The organism is Shewanella halifaxensis HAW-EB4 (assembly GCF_000019185.1).
Taxonomy (GTDB): Bacteria; Pseudomonadota; Gammaproteobacteria; order Enterobacterales; family Shewanellaceae; genus Shewanella; species Shewanella halifaxensis.
In genome coordinates, this window is the sequence record NC_010334.1 from 4,149,282 (window position 1) to 4,167,880 (window position 18,599).

Genomic DNA, 18,599 nt, shown 5'->3' on the forward strand with positions numbered 1-18,599 from the left:
TGATTAGCAGGCCTTATTAACGAGAAGGCAATATTCAATAAATTGGAGTTTCCCATGTTAAAAAAAGCGTTTAATAAGTTAGTTAATAATAAAATGAGCATCAGTGCAGCGCTACTTTCAGTGTTAGTCATCAACCAGCCTGTATTGGCTCATCAAGACAAGGCGCACAGTGAGACTGCGCGAGTCGTCAGCGCTGGCGCAGGTGTTACTGAGCTAGTACTAGCTCTGGATGCGGGCAACGAGCTTGTTGCAGTGGACTCCACCAGCCAACTGCCTGAGGAATATACAAACATAGAAAAACTGGGGTATCATCGTATGCTTAGCGCCGAGGGCATTTTGGCTCTATCCCCCGATTTATTATTAGGTTCCGATGCGATGGGACCACAAACAACCTTAGATGTGTTAACCGCAGCTAAAGTCAAAGTCGTACAGCTTGCAACAGCTAATAGCCAAAGTCAGTTAATCAACAATATTAGCGAGATGGGCAAACTGCTAAACCGCGAAGCACAAGCTAAAAAGCTGCAAGCAGAGATCAAGCAATCCTTTAAAAATATTGAACAAAAACAGCAAAAAATCGCTAAACAAGGCGAAGCACCCAAAGTTCTGTTTTTACTGCTTCAAACTGACAGACCCGCACGCGTAGGTGGCGATGATACCGCTGCAGATATCATAATTAAACTTGCAGGCGGTAAGAATATCGCCGGTTTTAGTGGTTATAAATCGGTGTCGCAAGAAGGCATTTTATCGCTGCAACCAGATGTCATTCTTATCTCTAACCGCTCAAATAAAGCGGTGCAAAATCCTGTCGATGCTCTACTTAATAATATGCCACTACTGGCTCATACCCCCGCGGGAAAGAACAAACAGATCCAATTTCTACAACCGCAAGCACTGCTAGGCGGGCTTGGCTTAAGCGCTATTGCGGCGGCCGATCAGCTAGCCAGTGATTTTATCAGTGTGAAACAGTACTAATTCCGAACTAACTTCAGACTAAATTGAGACTAACTTAAGAAAATGAGCAGGAAATACCATGGATAATCGTCGTTGGCTTTGGCCCAGTTTACTCGCCGCTCTGGTGATAACGAGCCTGATGTCTGTCAGCATAGGTCCACTACAAATTAGCCCATCTGTGAGTTTTCATGCCGTCATGAACTGGGCTACGCAGTTAGAGCTAGGAAGCGTTGCTCCCCATGAACAGCTAGTGATAAATAATGTGCGTTTACCGCGTACCATATTGGCGCTAACTGTCGGGGCAATTCTGGCTCAGTGCGGCGCCGTGATGCAGGGGTTATTTAGAAACCCATTGGCCGATCCCGGGATTATCGGAGTGTCATCGGGTGCGGCGCTTGGCGCTGCAATCTGTATCGTACTTATCCCCCAAGGCGGTGAGTATATGGTTGCTCTGTGTGCCTTTTTTGCAGGTTTAGTCACGACGCTTACAGTATACCGTCTTGCCAGTAGCGCCAGCGGCACCTCTGTGGTGTTACTGCTGCTATCGGGTGTTGCCATCGCTGCATTAGCGGGCGCAGGTATTGGCCTGCTCACTTATATGGCTGATGACATGGCTCTGAGAGATCTCACGCTATGGCAGATGGGCTCTATCGCTGGTGCGCAGTGGCATTACGTGGTGCTTACCTTACTGGCTCTGGCATTGATCAGTTGGCACTTTAACCGTAGTGCTAAGGCGCTTAATGCGTTATTACTCGGTGAGGCAGAAGCGCGCCACTTAGGGCTTGATGTCGATAAGCTCAAACTCAAACTCATCGTACTGTGCGCTATTGGTGTCGGAGTGTCGGTCGCTGCAACCGGGATCATCGGCTTTATCGGCTTGGTAGTACCTCACCTAGTTCGCATGATGGTGGGCCCAGATCACAAGCAGCTACTGCCGTTAAGCGCCATGTTAGGTGCAGCCATCTTAGCGTTAGCCGATATCGGCGCTCGTTCACTCGTTGCCCCCTCTGAGCTACCCGTTGGCTTAGTGACCGCACTACTCGGCGCGCCCTTCTTTATTCTATTGCTATTAAAGCAACGTCATAGATTGGTATAAGCATGATGACAAAACAAGATCCGTTTGCGACTAACGTCGCGCAAGAAACCGTTTTGCAGGTAAACCAGTTATCTGTACGCATTGGTCACAAACCGGTGCTAACTGATATCAACCTAGAGATTCAAGCAGGCCAAGTCACTGCACTACTAGGCCCTAATGGCGCAGGTAAATCAACCCTACTTAAAAGCTTCTCTCAGGACGTTGAGATTGACTCAGGCAATATAAATGTTTACGACCAAGCGATTGATAGTTGGGATAGACAAAAGCTTGCTAAGTCATTGGCGGTACTGCCGCAGCATGCCTCACTCACTTTTCCGTTTAAAGTGCATGAAGTGGTCGCGATGGGCTTGTACCCATTATCACTTAACCAACAGCAAGGCAAAGTCTTAGTCGATGAGCAGCTCGAACAAGTTGCCCTTATTCACTTAAAAGAACGCAGCTACCCCACTCTTTCTGGCGGTGAGAAGCAGAGAGTGCAGTTAGCACGCGTATTAACCCAATTAGCGCAATCAGAAAGACCACCAATTTTGTTACTCGATGAGCCCACATCGGCACTGGATTTAGCCCAGCAACATCGCGTGCTAGGTTTAGCCAAAACCCTAGCCCATGAGCACAACTATGCCGTAATCGTGGTGTTACATGACTTGAACCAAGCTTCACGCTATGCCGACAGATTAGTGGTGCTCGAAAACGGCTGTATTGTCAGTGATGGCGCGCCAAGTGAAACCTTAACTCCTGAGATCATCAAACAGGTGTGGCACTACGACCCAATAGTCGTGATGGAACCCAGTAAGCAAACACCTCTACTGTTCTAAAACTAATATCGAAGTGAGTGCCATTGGTGCTCGCTTTTTCAATCTAATACTAATTGGTATTAGATCATAAACTCATCTGCAGATTGGGTTTCTAGCATGTTAAAAATTAATGACAATGGGCCTAAAATTGCCTGCAATTCCAATTCTTGCTCACTACTATTACAACGGCAGGCTAAAGCAAAGCCATGCAGATAATCCACCAGTAAACATAATGCGTTGTTAAGTTGAGTCTCCTCTAACGCTAATGGCGCTAAAATCAGTTTAAAACGTGCAATAAAGATATCCGCAGGCCCACTCGATTGCATCGATAACAAGGTTTCTAATAACCCAGAATACTGCTTGAGTAAATTTAAGTAACTTAGACTTAGCTCAGTCAAGGCCTGCTGCCATTTATCACCCGCTTCTGGCTGACAAATCTCACTCACTAGGGAGGTTGTTATTGCTTCAAGTAAGGCATCTTTGTTTTTAAAGTAGTGATATATCGCCATCGCATCGACAGATAATTTACCCGCTAGATGACGAATACTAGGTATTTTTCCATCGCTTAACATCAAGGCCTTAGCTTGTATAACTATCGCCTCTTTGCTTAATTGACTTGCCTGACTCGCTGGTCTACCGCGCTTCTTATGCTTGACAGTCATAAAAGAGTCTCGTTAAAATCACACTTATTCTACAGTGTAGAATATATTATCTGTAAGTGATTTGATTAACAAGCCATGAAGGCAGCATCTAAACTTATCACTCGCAAACTAGCCTATGTTTAAGCGAGAAATAACTATGCCAAATATTGTTTATATTGCGACTAGCCTTGATGGTTTTATTGCCGACAAACACAATAAGGTCGATTGGTTACACGATATTCCTAACCCTGAGGGTTCAGATCTTGGCTTTAGTGATTTTATGGCGCGCATTGACGCCTTAATTATGGGACGTAACACCTTAGAAATCGTACTCAGTTTTGGCATAGACTGGCCCTATAACAAACCGGTTTTCGTACTATCGAATACCCTAACTGAGGTGCCTGCGGAATTAGAGGGCAAGGCATTTATCATTAATGGCGAACTTGAACATATTGTGCAGCAGCTAAACAGCAAAGGTTACCAAAACCTCTATATTGACGGCGGTAAAACGATTCAAGGTTTCTTACAGCGTGACTTAATTGATGAGCTGATTATCACCACAATACCCGTGCTGCTAGGAGGTGGTATTCCTTTGTTTGGCGAACTGGCTGCACCGCTTAAATTTAAGCATGTAAAGGCCGAGCGTTTGATCGACCATTTGGTGCAAAATAGTTTTATTAGACAAAGATGAGCGCCATTCTACCAAGTTAATGAGGGCGAGTGAAAAATGCAGCTAACGCGAATAAATGGAGTCCATCAATGAGTCGAGTCATCATAGTACTCGGCTCACCTAACGATGACCAAGGCAAGCTATCGGATATTGCCTTATCTCGCTGCCAAGCCGCCCTTGCCACTTATCAAAAGCAGCCCCAGAGCAAGCTACTACTAACTGGTGGTTTTGGCGCGCACTTTAATCAAACGACGACGCCACATGCTTTATATTGCCAGCGCTATTTAATTAAGCACGGCGTGCTGGCTGATGCCTTTACCGATATAGCCTTAAGCCGCTTTACCTTCGAAGATGCAACGCTCGCCAAACCTATCATTGAGCAGCATAGATTTAATGAAATCACCTTGGTGACATCAGAGTTTCATATGCAGCGTGCCAAACTCATCTTCAGCGAACTATTCCCTAACATCAGCTTTAACTATTACGCCGCTCAAACGCCAGTGTCTGCCGAAAAGCTGCAGCAGCTTGAAGCCCATGAACTGTCGGTTATGGATAGAGAGCGAGAGAATCTGGCCCAGTACTTTAGCTAAGCGCTTTTATTGTTAGCTTTAATCAACTTTAAGCGCTACTCCCACATAGTCTTATACTCATGACTAAAGAAGTGGTTCTTTAAGCTATCGATTACGTTTTCTAGCACAGGTCCTGAACCATGACTTCTCGACACTAAGCAGCCAACCGTAGTTAACCAGCCATTGTATTCATGTGCCACAGGCAAAGCGACAATCTCACCTCGTTCAATATTCGATTTTACCAACCATTCAGGCACGACAGCCCAACCCACGCCTTTTTCGACTAAGGTGACTAAGTTTTGGTGTGTGTTGGTATACCAAACCATAGTGCTAATGGCGTAACTGAACCAAAGTTCTTTTTGTTTCGCACTGCGATGGACACATTGGCGATAAGACTTTAAATCTGAGTCCTGAACCACAGGTAACTGTGCTAACTCATGCTTTGAAGAAGCAATGGTTAGAAAACGAGCTTGGCCAAGAATAAAAAAGTCCATATCGACCTTAAGCTCACCGTCGGCATAGATGATCCCTATCTGAGCTTTCCCTTTACGCACTAACTCTTCGACATCAAAGGTAGATGCCGCGATGATTTCAAAATGCGTAATAGGAAACTTTTCGGCTAAGGGGACAAGGATCCCTAACAAGTCATCGTTTATTAAACTTTCATCCACCGCAATAATTAATTCATGCTCAGATGCTTTCGCTAATGATTCAATTTTTTGTTCAAAATATTGCTGTTGATGCAATATCGACTGGGCTATCGGCAGCAATGCTTTACCGTTATCGGTCAATATTGGCGTATTTTTATCACGATTAAACAGCTCTTGATTGATCGTAATTTCAAGGTTGGCAATCGCCTGACTAACACCAGACTGTGCTCGCTTTAATTTTCGCGCGGCAGCAGAAAAAGAGCCGGTTTCACATACCGTGACAAAGATTTTCAACTGTTCAAAACTATACATGCTCATCACCCAAGGGACTCCGTCATTCACAGCCTATCACTAACTGTGATAGCTGTTAACTTTCACTTCTTCTTATTCCTGCAATAATCGGCGCCACTTAAAAGCTGTTAGCGCTTTGAATTATGTAATGAATCGATTTATTGGAGTCTTAATGAGTATATTAGAGCGAGTGTTTCATTCAGTGTTGTTTGAAATATTAGCAGTCACATTTTCAATTATTGGCTTAGCCATTTTTACCGATTTTGAAGTCAAATCACTATCAGGAATGATGATAGTTGTTGCTACCATCGCCATGATTTGGAACTTTATCTTCAACTGGAGCTTCGATCGTATTGTCACTGGCGATAAAGAAAAGCGTCCGCTAAAAATGCGCGTGCTACATGTCACTTTATTTGAAGTGGGGTTACTCTTTTTTACGGTACCGGTTATGGCATACATTTTAAAAATAGGTATTCTAGAAGCCCTCATAATGGACTTAGGCGTGACCGTATTCATCACCATTTACGCTTTCATGTATAACCTCATCTACGACCACACAAGAGCCTTTATCGTCCGCAATCGGACACTTGCTTACTAACGCGAGTAAACCAGAGGGCTATAACGCAACTTAAAACATTTAATTAAGCGTTAAGAGCATCCGATAGCCATATAGAGCGGAGTTACATCCGCTCTTATATGGCGACACTTTCTTTGCCATTCTCCCCATCTGCGTCGCCAACGTTTACATTGCAAAGGTGTAATAGTTGATCTACTTCATCAAACCCGCATTTGATAATGATTATCATTTCCGCATCAACCATTTTTCAAATTGAGAGTAACCATGATCTTAACGCCCACCATGACAGGGATTGCTAGTCCAGAACCACTGCAACACGCTTTTAAGGTAAAAAGTGCGCCTCATGCAGGCCGTGGTGGCAGTCGTCCCGTTTTCCTTGAGCCTGAGCAATGGCAACAATGGTGGCAGCAACCTAGTCAAGCAACTGAACGGGCGTTATATATTCATATTCCTTTTTGTCGTAAGCGCTGCACCTTCTGCAACTTTTTCGAAAACGGTACCAACCCTGAACGGATTAGCCGCTACATTAAAAATCTCACCGAGCAACTTAAGATTGCGGCCGATACACCGCTAGCACAAAGCCGACCATTTAATACCGTTTATGTGGGCGGCGGTACTCCTACCGACATCAGTAGCGACGAAGTGAAACAACTGGGTGAAGCGATTCAGCGTTTTCCTCTGATTGACGATGCTGAAGTCACATTGGAAGGCCGACTCAATGGCTTCGATGATGACAAGTGGCATAACGCTACTGCAAACAGCTTTAATCGTTTCTCTTTTGGGGTGCAAAGCTTCGATACTCAAGTTCGCCAAGCCGCAGGCCGTTTCGATGATAAAGACTTTCTATTAAATCGATTACAGCAGTTAAGCCAGCATCCAAGTGGCAGTATCGTCATCGATCTGATCTTTGGTCTCCCCGGTCAAACCATGGATATTTGGCAGCAAGACTTGCAAGCGGTTATTGATAGCGGTGTACATGGTGTCGATCTGTATCAATTAATTGGTTTAAGTGGCACCCGTATCGAAAACGCCCGAGAAAAAGGTAAAGTATTAGGCACCGCTGCCAGTGAGTTTCAGGCTGACAGCCAAATGCGGGCCAATATGTATGCTAGTGGCGCCAACTATTTTGAGACACAAAACTGGCAACGCTTATCGAGTTGTCACTGGCGATGCGCCCCAAGAGAGCGTAGCGTTTACAACAGCCTAGCTAAGAGTGGCATTGAAATATTACCCTTCGGTGCGGGTGCTGGTGGCAGTATTCATGGTCACGGCTGCATGAACGGCAGAGATCTTAAGAAATGGCATCTGGCCCATGATGAAACCCTATCGCTATCTAATCCCCTAGTGCGAACAGCTCCGATTCAAGTTCCGGGGATGCTGATGAGCCCTAATCCATCGGCCAGCTTAGATGCCATATTTAAGCGAGGCCTTGATAGCGGCGAGTTAAACCTGGCTTTGCTCACCAAAGAGATGGTCGTACACTTAACGCCACTGTTTGTCGAGTGGCAAAAGAATGGTCTTGCAATATTGAGTCAAAATGCACTAAAACTTACGCTTGCGGGACGCTTTTGGAATGTGAATATGCAGACAGGGCTATTTCAATATCTTGCTGAAAACCCACTCAATGGAGAGCTAAACGGCTCCGAGATCCAACAACCACAAGGGATAACAAGTTAAGCACATATTCTGAGCGCACTGCACATCTCGCTACAGAGCTGATATAGTGCGCTTATTCTTAGCTAAGCATTCATTCATCTATGGCAGTATCAAGCTCAAAGCAAGCTAACTCAAAAGCATCAGCCTCAAAACAGTCTATTTCAAGTGAAACCAAAGCTGAAGCAATGAAAGTTGCCAAGGCGACCCAAAAGCCGGGGCAATCCAAGGAGCACACTAAACTTATCGCCCAAGGGATTGAAAAAGGCATTGCCGAATATAAGAAACTTCAAAAAGGCAAAGCAAGAGAACGGGACAAAGTGCGTAAACAAGAGGTTAAGGTCAAGGCTCGCGAAGCCAGCGAACATGAACTCGATCACAGTAATATAGAGGACCGCGCAGCCAGCCCGTACCTACCGTGGGGGTTACTCACGCTCAGTTGGGTTGGATTTATCGCTTATTTATTTATAGCTAAATAAATAAGCTCAACCTCTCACGATATCGCCTCTTAAAGCAGCACTAATGATTAGCCATTAGTGCTATTCCTTTCGACTTTAACTTAGTATCGACTTATAAATCATTGTTTAGGCGTTACTTAAGCTTAAGTCGGTACTTGTAGTGAAGGTGACGTCAAATCCATTCATAATTTGTCATAACTTGTCTTATTCTATTCATTGTTCCCCCCATCGCTATTCACAATCTATAACTATACTTAGACAATCAAAAAATATGGATAGCTGGAGCACACGGTCATGACTGAGCAATCTACCCAAAAAAATAAAGTTAACACCAAGAGAGATGAAATAAGAGCACTCTGCTTTATCATCTTCCTTCTATTCCCAGTGCTTAGTGCAACTCTAATCAGCGCATACGGGTTAATCACATGGATATCGCTAACGCTTACTGGCATTCCATCTCACTAAACATCAACAATTTATTATAATTTATTAAGAGGATGCCGTTATGAGATGGTTACTTAACATCTGGCGTACACTGACCAAGCCCGCTAAATACCTAACTTTAGGCGCAGTTAGCCTTTCAGCTTTCTTAATGGGGATTATCTTCTGGGGTGGTTTCAATACCGCACTACAAGCAACCAACACTGAAGAGTTCTGTATTAGCTGTCATGGTATGGAAAGCATGCCATATCAAGAACTACAGAAAACGGTGCATTGGTCTAACCATTCTGGTGTACGCGCTACCTGCCCCGACTGCCATGTACCACACGAATTTGGCCCTAAGATGGCGCGTAAACTTGAAGCATCTCACGACGTCTATGGTTGGTTATTCAATACTATCAATACCCCAGAGAAGTATGATGAAAAACGCCTAGAGATGGCGAGCCGAGAGTGGAAGCGTTTCGATCAAAATAAATCTTTGGCTTGTAAAAACTGTCATGACTACAAGTCAATGAAGTGGGATAGCATGTCTAAGCTTGCACAAAAGCAGATGAAACGGGCAGCAGAGACGGATCAAAGCTGTATCGATTGCCACAAAGGTATTGCTCACACCCTACCCAATATGGGTACGGCTCGAGCACCAGAGCTAATTGCCGAAGTCGGTTTAGGTGTTACCAACCTGAAAGTTGGACAAAGCTACTTCAGCTCATTAACTAAGCCACTATTTTTAAATGAAAATACAGATGTTGAAGCCGGTACGTTAAACATCGCGACTAAGGTGAAAATCTTAGAAATGAAAGGCAACCGCGCCCAAATAGGTATCGAAGGTTGGAGAAAGAAAATCGGTGCAGGCCGTGTGATCTACTACGACTTTGGCTTGAATATCCTGTCTGCTCAGCTCACTAAAGACGCTGCGCTAGAAAAAGGTGTGATTAATACCTTCGAAGAGAAAGAGGATCCGATGACGGGCCTTATATGGCAACGTGTAGAGGCTGACCTTTGGATTGAAGCTGACTACTTACTATCGGATCTTCAACCACTATGGGATTACGCTCGTGGTACATATAACACTAGCTGTAGTGTTTGTCACACTCAGCCAGCGCCAGCACATTTCGATGCCAACACTTGGCCTGGTATGTTCCAAGGCATGATCGCATTCGTCAATATGGATCAAGATACACAAGCTTTGGTACAGAAGTATTTACAAGAGCATTCATCAACTTTCGATAAGTCGGCTCATTAATAGGACATAATGCAATGAACAGAAGAGACTTTCTAAAAGGCTTAGTAGGAACATCTTATGTCATACTTAGCGGATCATCAGTACTTGCACCTCTCAATGCTTTAGCGGCGTCAGGTGCCGATGCAAGTGACGGCTGGCTAACAACAGGTTCGCACATGGGTGCGTTCAAGATGAAGCGCAAAAATGGCGTGATCTCTGAGGTTATTCCATTCGATACTGATATGTATCCAACCGATATGATCAACGGTATTAAAGGCTTAGTGTATAACGAATCTCGTATTCGTTACCCAATGGTGCGCTTAGACTATCTATTGAAAGGTCACCAAAGCGACACCACACAACGCGGTGACTTCCGCTTTGTTCGTGTGACTTGGGACAAGGCACTGGGTTTGTTTAAAGACTCACTCGACCTAATTCAAACAAAATATGGTCCATCTGGCCTGCACGCTGGACAAACAGGTTGGCGTGCAACGGGTCAATTGCACTCATGTACTAGCCACATGCAGCGCGCTGTAGCCATGCACGGTAACTTTGTTAAAAAAGTCGGCGACTACTCAACAGGTGCAGGGCAAACAATTTTGCCTTACGTCTTAGGTTCTACCGAAGTGTATGCTCAAGGTACCTCTTGGTCGTTAATTCTTGAGCACTCTAAGACCATTATTTTGTGGTCAAATGATCCTTACAAGAACTTACAGGTCGGCTGGAATGCTGAAACACACGAGTCTTATGCTTACCTTGCTCAGTTAAAAGAGAAGGTTGCTAAAGGTGAGATCCGTGTTATTAGTATCGACCCTGTTGTTTCCAAAACTCAGGAATACCTAGGTTGTGAGCATCTGTACATTAACCCACAAACCGACGTGCCATTCATGCTCGCTATTGCTCATGAAATGGTCGATAAAAACCTACTAGATAATGAGTTTATCGAAGGCTATAGCTTAGGCTTTGACCAATTCCTGCCTTACCTACAAGGTCAAACTGATGGTGTCGAAAAAACACCTGAATGGGCATCAAAAATCTGTGGTGTTTCACCTGAGATTATCCGTGATCTTGCAAAAGTCATGACCAAAGCCCGCACCCAAATATTGATGGGCTGGTGTGTTCAGCGTCAGCAGCATGGTGAGCAGCCATACTGGATGTCAGCGGTACTAGCAACCATGATTGGCCAAATTGGTTTACCAGGCGGCGGTATTAGCTATGGTCACCATTACTCCGGTATTGGCGTACCCTCTTCTGGAGCAGCGGCGCCAGGTGCGTTCCCACGTAACCTAGACGATGGCCAAAAGCAGATTTTTGACAGCACTGACTTTAAAGGTGCAAGTAGCGTTATTCCTGTTGCACGTTGGATTGACTCAATCCTCGAGCCAGGCAAGACCATCGATGCTAATGGCTCTAAGGTCACCTATCCAGACATTAAGATGATGGTGTTCTCTGGTAACAACCCATGGAACCACCACCAAGATCGTAACCGCATGAAAGAAGCTTTCTTCAAGCTTGAGTGCATTGTGTCTATCGATATGAACTGGACTGCGGCTTGTCGCTTCTCTGATATCGTACTGCCTGCTTGTACGACGTTCGAACGAAACGATATCGACGTCTACGGCTCTTATGCTAACCGTGGATTATTAGCCATGCAGAAAATGGTTGAGCCACTTTACGAGAGTCTTTCTGATTTCGAGATTTTCACTCGATTTGCCGCACTTTTAGGCGAAGGCAAAGCGCAAGAGTACACTCGAGGCATGAACGAGCATCAGTGGTTAGAGATGCTGTACAACGATTGTAAAGCGTCGAATGAGGGTAAGTTTGCAATGCCATCGTTCGAAGAGTTCTGGAAAGCTGGCTATGTGAACTTCGGTGAAGGTAAGCCTTGGACACGCCATGCAGCATTTAGAGACGATCCTGAGATTAACCCATTGGGTACGCCATCGGGCTTGATTGAGATCTTCAGCCGTAAGATTGCCCACTATGAGTACGATGACTGCCCTGGCCACCCAACATGGATGGAAAAAGTTGAGCGTAGTCATGGCGGTCCTGGTTCTAAGAAACACCCAATTTGGTTACAGTCTTGCCACCCGGACAAACGCCTACATTCACAGATGTGTGAGTCTACAGAGTTCCGTGAAACCTACACAGTCAAAGGGCGTGAGCCTGTGTACTTAAACCCAGAAGATGCCAAGAAACGCGGCATTAAATCTGGCGATATAGTGCGTGTATTTAACGACCGTGGTCAACTGATTGCCGGTGCCGTCGTATCGGATAAATTCCCAGAGGGCGTTATCCGTATTCAAGAGGGTGCTTGGTATGGTCCTGTTGGTAAAGATGGTAGCAAAGTCGGTGGTAATGAAATTGGTGCCCTAGATAGTTATGGCGATCCAAATACTCTAACGCTAGATATCGGTACCTCTAAGCTTGCACAAGCTTGTTCTGCTTATACTTGCCTTGTTGACTACGAAAAGTATCAAGGTAAAGTACCGACAGTCAGTTCATTTAGCGGTCCGATTGAGATAGCACTATGAGTACAGATGCAGTAAACACTGAGTCAGTAGAGATTAACCCGGTCGATCAGGTTAGAAGCACTATTTATCAATTACTTTCGTCACTATTTGCCAAAGAAATTGATCATAAGACACTGCATGATTTAACCAGCGAGCAAGCCAAGCATTTTTGGGCGCAGCTGAGCAGTGAAGCCGCTTTTAAGGCTGATGTCGATATCTTGGTTGCCGAACTCGCCAAGCTTAATAGCGACAAGGCCTTACTGGAACTCGCCGCCGATTACTGCGGTCTGTTCTTGGTCGGCACTAAATACAGTGCATCGCCCTATGCCAGCTTGTATCTCGATAGCAAGCCAACTGCAAAAGGTGAGGAGCCGTTACTCTTTGGTGAACAACATCAGCAGATGACCCAGTTTTTAAAACAGAGTCAACTGCAGGTACAGAGTGAGTTTCCAGAGCCTGCCGATCACCTTGCAGTGATCTTGGCTTATGTCGCTCATCTTTGTATCCATAACAATGATGCTGAGCAACTCAGCTTCATTGAAGCAAACTTAGCTAACTGGTTAAACAACTTCGTGGCGAAAGTTACCGAGGTAGATAGCGGTAACTTCTATCAAGCTTTGGCAAGACTCACCCATGCTTGGGTTAAGTCAGATGTTGAGTGGTTAGCGTCAGAGTTAAGCTAACAGACAAATTACTCGTTTAAAAAAGCGTGAGTGAACTTTAAGTTCTCTCACGCTTTTTTATGTCTGCTTCTATTATCTAAGAGGCTGTTTATACCTTATTCATCTTTTTTCAGCGCTATCCATGCCTGCAATGCCGCTATTGACGCCAGCCATAATGCCTTAAGTGCCTCATGTTCAACAGCTTGGTACTGGCTTTGACTCAAGTCAGACTTTTCCAGCAGCTTACATTGACTCGATAATGCCTCTAATCCCATGTTAGCGCTGCTGCCTTTTAAGGCATGCAAAATATGACCAATATCGGCATCGTCTTTAAGTAAGCCTTCAAAATGCACCTCACTGGTTTGTTGGTAAAGCTGAGCCAGCTCTATCACCGTCTCTAGCCCAAGATAAGTTAGGTCTTGGTTTAGCTGGGCGTCATCGAGCAGTGCGGTATCGGTGTTATTGCTGGCTAATGGGTTACTCCCCTCCCTTAGGGCTCCATCCTCGGGGGTTTTCTGGCTCAAGGCTTTCTTCTGGCTCACGACTGTTTGCCCACTCAAGGCTATTTTCCCGCTCAAGGCTGTTTCAACTGGGCTTTCGAGATCTTGTAGTGGCTCGGCGTTGCCGAGCCAGTTTGATAAGGCTTGCATATCCAGCGGTTTCATCAAGACTAAGTTAAAACCCTTAGCATGATAGTTATCCATATCGTCGGCTTGCAGCTGAGCGGTAAAGGCGGCAATCTCGATTTGATGCTCGGCTTGTCTGTTCACCTCCTGAAGCTCTTCCAGCAACTCAACCCCCGAACCATCACCGAGTTGAATATCGAGCATGATGGCATCAAACTGCTTTGCACTTTGTACCGTATAGGCTTTTCTCGCGGCTTCGCAGCTGTTGGCTAACACCGATGTGTGCCCTAGATGAGCGAGGAAGCCTTGAGCCACCATGGCATTAATCTTATTATCTTCGATAACCAAAAGGTTTTTAGTTTGGGTATGGATCACCTGCTGTTGCAGCTCTATATCGGGTCTGTCACAGATAACCAGCGGCAGTGAAAAACCAAAGCAACTTCCCTTGCCCACCCCACTCTTCACCCATACTCCAGCCTTACTTAAAGCACGCTCCTCGACTGCTGCGCTTGCGCCACAAATATAAGTATTCGCATCGCTATTCATCAGCTCAACTAGTTGCTTACTAATAGCGAGCCCGAGTCCCGTACCGCGATCTCGCCCTTGACTTGGCTCATTACTGTAGGCTTTAAACAGTTTTGTCATCGCTTCTGGATCGATACCGACGCCCGTATCTTGCACCTTAAATTGCAGCAAGCCGTCTTTAACTTCGGCAATCAAGTCGACTCGCCCCTGAGGGGTAAACTTAATTGCGTTGCCCAATAGGTTTAACAATACCTGACGCAGTTTAGGCCCATCGATATAGATCCACTTAGGCAGGTTGCTATGGTGAGAACGCAGGGTTAATCCGGCAAGTCCAGCCCCCGCTAACATGATCGCCACCACCTGCTCGAGCAACTCATTGATATCGACGGCGCGGGGCTCATTGGCGAGCTTTCTCTGTTCTAGGCGAGAAAAGTCTAGAATATCGTTCAATACCGTCTGCAATAGCGTGCCGCTATATTGCGACAGTGCTAGAAGTTGCATCTGCGCAGGAGGCAGCTTAGAGTGGCCCAACAGGGTTAAGGTACCTAAAAGACCGTTGAGTGGCGTGCGGATCTCATGACTCATGGTTGCCAAGAATAATGACTTAGCTTGGTTGGCTTGCTCTGCCATATCACGGGCATGCACATGGCCTTTGGCCTCTCTATCGAGCTGAATATTGGCCTCGGCAAGCTCTAGTGTTCTGGCTTCAACTTTCGCTTCCAATGCCTGTTTATGCTCAAACAGCTCGGCAGCCGTTTCGCGCAGCTCCGCCTGCAGCTTTTGGTTATGATCTGTCTTTTGTTTAAAGGCTTTAATGGCACTCGCCATGGCGGCAAGTTCATCATCGCCTTGGGTATCGATGGTGACGGCAGTATTACCTAAGCTTAACTGTGCCAACGCCTTAGTTGCCGCATCGAGTTTAAGGGCGATCCCCTTATAGATGACTTTATAAACAACCAAGAAAATCACTAAAAACATCAACAAGCCCGTCATCCATAACCCCAGCTTTGCCCAGCTGAGCTGTTTGAGGTAGTTACTTCGAGCATTGTCAGCTTCTAGACGTTGCTGCAGCATCGCATTGGCAACCACTTCATTAAGCCCATCGAGTTTATCTGTAATGGCCTGCAACTGTAACTCTTGCGCCTGATTATAATGAGCATACTCTTTTTGCAAAGAGAGGCTCCGTGGCAAGGTTTGCAGTTGAGTAAACTGCTCCGCAAGCGTTGCGGCTCGGTTCGGGTCGCGAATAATTCGGGTAAGGCTAGTTAGCGAGGCAAGGTAACGGCTCTCAATATCGGCGTTGACAGTGTCTTGCTCTGTTGGCTGTGGTGACGCCGACTCCAGAGGATTGTTAGCCTGCCCCACCAAAGGCGTTGCACGGCTAGCTGTATCCCCTAGCAGGGTATAGAGCCCCGGTTCCAGCTCTGGAGACTGAAACATCTGCCCCATTAAAGCGATATTATGAACGATTTTAAGGGCGCGATTGAGTCGCTCTTGAGTATCTAAGTCTTGCTCGATAAGGGTGTCTAGCAACTGAGCCGTTTTATCAGCGCCAACCGCATCGGGGTAAGCCAAGCTGAGCTTAGATAAAATCCCTGAATCGACGATAGCGAGCTCCGCTAGCAACAGCTCAGTACTCACGTTCGCGGCATCGACTAATGCTTTACCTTGCCCCCTTAAACTGTGGGCGACCTGAATGCGCTGGCCGACCAGCTCCCCGAGCATAGACAGATCCACTAAAATGTCAGAAGCACTCTGCTCTAAGCTCAAGTCAAAATTAACTTCGAGTGCTTTAAGCACTTTAATCGCACTGAGCATCGTGGCACTTTCTATCGACAACTTACGCCCCACAAACTGACGCTGGCCCTCCTCCTGAGTCAACCCAAGTTGCTTGGCATTTTCAGCCAAGGCGCTACTCGACAGTGCCAGTTGACTCGCAGCCTCAGATGCTGGTAATGCCTTGTTATATAGATACTTATCAGCCTCTTGAACCCAACGTAAACTCACGCTACCTAAACTAACTAACAGTAGTAGCAATAAGGCGAGCAAGCCAAAAGCCAGCATTAGGCGGCCAATTAAGCTTTTTCTCGATAATGACAATTTTGGCAAAGGTGATTTAGGCAAAAACAACACACTCACTGTTATCTGTTAAGCTGGTATAATATTATACCAATTGAATTAAATATTTAATCAATTGGTATTAATCGTTTACTCACTCGATTCATAGGGACGTTAACCATGATTAAAATTGTGCAGTTGCGTTTGCTACTCCTTGTTGGCTTCAGCTTGTTAAGCCCATTTGCAAGCGCGACAGACATAGTATCACCTTGGCTTATAGAGCAGAGAACGCCTTATAATGAAATACAACAACAAACTTCAGCGCTGCAACTTACGCCACTGACTTCGGCAAAAAAGAGCTGGCGAATTTGCGCCCTCGTGCCCCATCTGAAAGACACCTACTGGACAGGCATAGACTACGGGTTAGCGCAACACGCTAAACAATTAAATCTAAAGTTTGAGCTGTTTGAAGCGGGGAGCTATTACAGCGTCCAGAATCAGCTCAGACAGCTAGATAACTGCATGAAACATAGCTTCGATGCAATTCTACTCGGTAGCGTGCGTCCCGATCTGTTAGACCTATATCAGGCCCCTATCACTAAGCCTGTTATCGCACTGGTTAATCGACTAAACCACCCTAAGGTGAATACTCGCATTGGGGTTAATTGGTACCAGATGGGTTATATCGCTGGTAAATATATAAAGCTGCAAGCCAAACACCCCGTGAATTTAGCGTTACTCACGGGACCAGACAAGTTGGGTGGCAGCGATCTCGTCGAGCAAGGACTGTCAACTGCGCTAAAAGACAGCTTAGTGACCGTTAGTGCGGTGCACCATGCCGATAATAATCGCAACCTCTATCGAGACGAGTTAGAGAGCCTTCTCAACGAACAGATCCCCGATTACATTCTTGGCAGTGCCGTGGCCATAGAGGCCGGTGTCAGTATGCTACGTCAGCACCAGCTTACAGATAAAGTAAAGCTGATTAGCAGCTATCTCTCCCCAGCGGTATTGCGAGGGATCTATCGTGGAAAGGTTGAGTTTAGTAACGATGATCAGGTGGTATTGCAGGGAAAACTCGCCATTGATATTACGGTGAGAGAACTAGAAGGCGCTAAAGCCTTTGGTGATATTGGCCCGAAAATCCAAAGCCTTTATTCAGGGCATATCAGCAACGAAGTGCTCAAGACTAGTCTTCCTCCTGCGGATTATTATCCGATTTACCGGGTTAATACTGAATATTAAATAGCAAGATAGGCTTTGAAACTTTACCGTTCCACAATGAAAGAACTAAACCCAATCAAGTAATGTTCTAGTTTAGTCTTTCACTTTCGCGGCAAACAGGTAGCCTTCACCGTGGACTGTGACAAATAGGTCTGTAGATAATTTATTGCGTAAACGACGAATAATCACATCAATCGTGCGATCATTGACATCTTGATCTCTGTGGCTGGTTTGCATCATTAAACGCTCGCGAGATAGCACCTGTTGAGGGTGTAGAGAAAAAGCGGTGAGCAGTTCAAACTCTGCTTTAGTCAGCTTAATGGGCTCGCCATTATGGGTTAGTTGGCGACTATTAAGCTCTAAAAGGTAATCATCGAAAGCGATAATATTATCATCGGGATCGACATGCTCGGCGCTATCGGCTACGGCTTTCTTGACCAGCGACATGCGCCAAAGTAGGTTCTTGACCCTAACGAGTAACTCCCTGAGCTCGAAAGGCTTTGTGACATAATCATCGGCGCCCATCTCTAAACCGACAATTTTATCTATGGTTTCATCGCGGCCTGTGACCAAGATAATACCCACATGACTCTTGCCGCGAAGCTCGCGTGCAAGACTCAAACCGTCGACACCGGGTAAGTTAATATCGAGCATAACCAAGTCGATATGTTGACGCTCAAATTCGTACCACATCTGGTCGCCATCTTGAGCTTCGAGCACTTCATAGCCCTCTTTCTCAAAATAACCTTTTAACCTAGCTCTGATGACCGCTTCATCATCGACAACTAGTACTCGGTAACCCATATACCACCTCAACCCTAAACCACCTCTATAGACAGAAGTGTCTACAAAATTGCGCCACATAATATACACAAGTTAGCACGTAAAGCGAGCGGTTGAGGAGCTTGGTGACAAATTGAAAAGGTTGCTTGAACTAAAAAAGCCAGCTCAATTTGAGCTGGCTTTTAAAAATAACTT

Annotated in this window: 17 protein-coding genes; 13 read left to right on the top strand and 4 right to left on the bottom strand. The window is 45.6% G+C overall.

Going from position 1 to position 18,599, the window contains the following annotated elements; genetic code table 11:
• Window positions 1-54 precede the first annotated feature (54 nt).
• The 3 genes from SHAL_RS17635 to SHAL_RS17645 are packed head-to-tail and all read left to right on the top strand — an operon-like array spanning window position 55 to window position 2,862.
• Window positions 55-972 carry a heme/hemin ABC transporter substrate-binding protein gene (locus SHAL_RS17635; RefSeq protein ID WP_012278469.1) on the top strand — a complete coding sequence of 306 codons (918 nt, stop codon included), beginning with the start codon at window positions 55-57 and terminating at the stop codon, window positions 970-972.
• Between the two features lie 58 nt (window positions 973-1,030).
• Window positions 1,031-2,047, top strand: coding sequence for a FecCD family ABC transporter permease (locus tag SHAL_RS17640; RefSeq protein WP_012278470.1), 1,017 nt, complete (start codon window positions 1,031-1,033; stop codon window positions 2,045-2,047).
• A gap of 2 nt (window positions 2,048-2,049) precedes the next feature.
• Window positions 2,050-2,862 (top strand): heme ABC transporter ATP-binding protein, encoded by an 813-nt coding sequence (locus SHAL_RS17645; protein ID WP_012278471.1) that lies wholly within the window; start codon window positions 2,050-2,052, stop codon window positions 2,860-2,862.
• 59 nt (window positions 2,863-2,921) lie between these two features.
• On the opposite strand, the gene SHAL_RS17650 is transcribed toward SHAL_RS17645, so the two are convergent.
• Complete coding sequence (locus SHAL_RS17650) at window positions 2,922-3,503, bottom strand: TetR/AcrR family transcriptional regulator (RefSeq protein ID WP_012278472.1); 582 nt, start codon at window positions 3,501-3,503, stop codon at window positions 2,922-2,924.
• 136 nt (window positions 3,504-3,639) lie between these two features.
• On the opposite strand from SHAL_RS17650, the gene SHAL_RS17655 reads away from it, so the two are divergent.
• Window positions 3,640-4,173: a dihydrofolate reductase family protein gene (locus tag SHAL_RS17655; RefSeq protein WP_041416094.1), complete on the top strand. Its 534-nt coding sequence runs from the start codon at window positions 3,640-3,642 to the stop codon at window positions 4,171-4,173.
• A gap of 68 nt (window positions 4,174-4,241) precedes the next feature.
• Window positions 4,242-4,742, top strand: coding sequence for a YdcF family protein (locus SHAL_RS17660; RefSeq protein WP_012278474.1), 501 nt, complete (start codon window positions 4,242-4,244; stop codon window positions 4,740-4,742).
• 35 nt (window positions 4,743-4,777) lie between these two features.
• Here the strand turns inward: SHAL_RS17660 and SHAL_RS17665 are convergent, their stop codons facing one another.
• Complete coding sequence (locus SHAL_RS17665; protein ID WP_041416551.1) at window positions 4,778-5,683, bottom strand: LysR family transcriptional regulator; 906 nt, start codon at window positions 5,681-5,683, stop codon at window positions 4,778-4,780.
• Between the two features lie 151 nt (window positions 5,684-5,834).
• Here SHAL_RS17665 and SHAL_RS17670 point away from each other — a divergent pair, with 151 nt between their 5' ends.
• The 7 genes from SHAL_RS17670 (at window position 5,835) to torD (ending at window position 13,209) form a co-directional block, all read left to right on the top strand.
• The gene (locus tag SHAL_RS17670; RefSeq protein WP_012278476.1) at window positions 5,835-6,260 is read left to right on the top strand and encodes a PACE efflux transporter; all 426 of its coding nucleotides are present in this window, start codon (window positions 5,835-5,837) and stop codon (window positions 6,258-6,260) included.
• 243 nt (window positions 6,261-6,503) lie between these two features.
• On the top strand, window positions 6,504-7,916 hold the full coding sequence (gene hutW, locus SHAL_RS17675) for a heme anaerobic degradation radical SAM methyltransferase ChuW/HutW (protein WP_012278477.1): 1,413 nt from the start codon (window positions 6,504-6,506) through the stop codon (window positions 7,914-7,916).
• 80 nt (window positions 7,917-7,996) lie between these two features.
• Complete coding sequence (locus SHAL_RS17680) at window positions 7,997-8,371, top strand: DUF2956 domain-containing protein (RefSeq protein ID WP_012278478.1); 375 nt, start codon at window positions 7,997-7,999, stop codon at window positions 8,369-8,371.
• Between the two features lie 273 nt (window positions 8,372-8,644).
• Window positions 8,645-8,815, top strand: coding sequence for a periplasmic nitrate reductase, NapE protein (locus SHAL_RS22735; protein WP_012278479.1), 171 nt, complete (start codon window positions 8,645-8,647; stop codon window positions 8,813-8,815).
• A 40-nt stretch (window positions 8,816-8,855) separates the two neighbouring features.
• Window positions 8,856-10,034: a pentaheme c-type cytochrome TorC gene (gene torC, locus SHAL_RS17685; RefSeq protein WP_012278480.1), complete on the top strand. Its 1,179-nt coding sequence runs from the start codon at window positions 8,856-8,858 to the stop codon at window positions 10,032-10,034.
• Window positions 10,035-10,048: 14 nt separating this feature from the next.
• Window positions 10,049-12,547 carry a trimethylamine-N-oxide reductase TorA gene (gene torA, locus SHAL_RS17690; RefSeq protein ID WP_012278481.1) on the top strand — a complete coding sequence of 833 codons (2,499 nt, stop codon included), beginning with the start codon at window positions 10,049-10,051 and terminating at the stop codon, window positions 12,545-12,547.
• Complete coding sequence (gene torD, locus SHAL_RS17695; protein ID WP_012278482.1) at window positions 12,544-13,209, top strand: molecular chaperone TorD; 666 nt, start codon at window positions 12,544-12,546, stop codon at window positions 13,207-13,209. Before torA ends, torD begins: the two co-directional genes overlap by 4 nt.
• A gap of 95 nt (window positions 13,210-13,304) precedes the next feature.
• Here the strand turns inward: torD and torS are convergent, their stop codons facing one another.
• Window positions 13,305-16,469, bottom strand: coding sequence for a TMAO reductase system sensor histidine kinase/response regulator TorS (gene torS / locus SHAL_RS17700; protein ID WP_012278483.1), 3,165 nt, complete (start codon window positions 16,467-16,469; stop codon window positions 13,305-13,307).
• Between the two features lie 108 nt (window positions 16,470-16,577).
• Between torS and torT the strand changes: the two genes are divergently transcribed.
• On the top strand, window positions 16,578-17,642 hold the full coding sequence (gene torT, locus SHAL_RS17705) for a TMAO reductase system periplasmic protein TorT (RefSeq protein WP_012278484.1): 1,065 nt from the start codon (window positions 16,578-16,580) through the stop codon (window positions 17,640-17,642).
• Window positions 17,643-17,714: 72 nt separating this feature from the next.
• Here the strand turns inward: torT and torR are convergent, their stop codons facing one another.
• Complete coding sequence (gene torR, locus SHAL_RS17710) at window positions 17,715-18,425, bottom strand: two-component system response regulator TorR (RefSeq protein WP_012278485.1); 711 nt, start codon at window positions 18,423-18,425, stop codon at window positions 17,715-17,717.
• Between the last annotated feature and the right edge of the window lie 174 nt (window positions 18,426-18,599).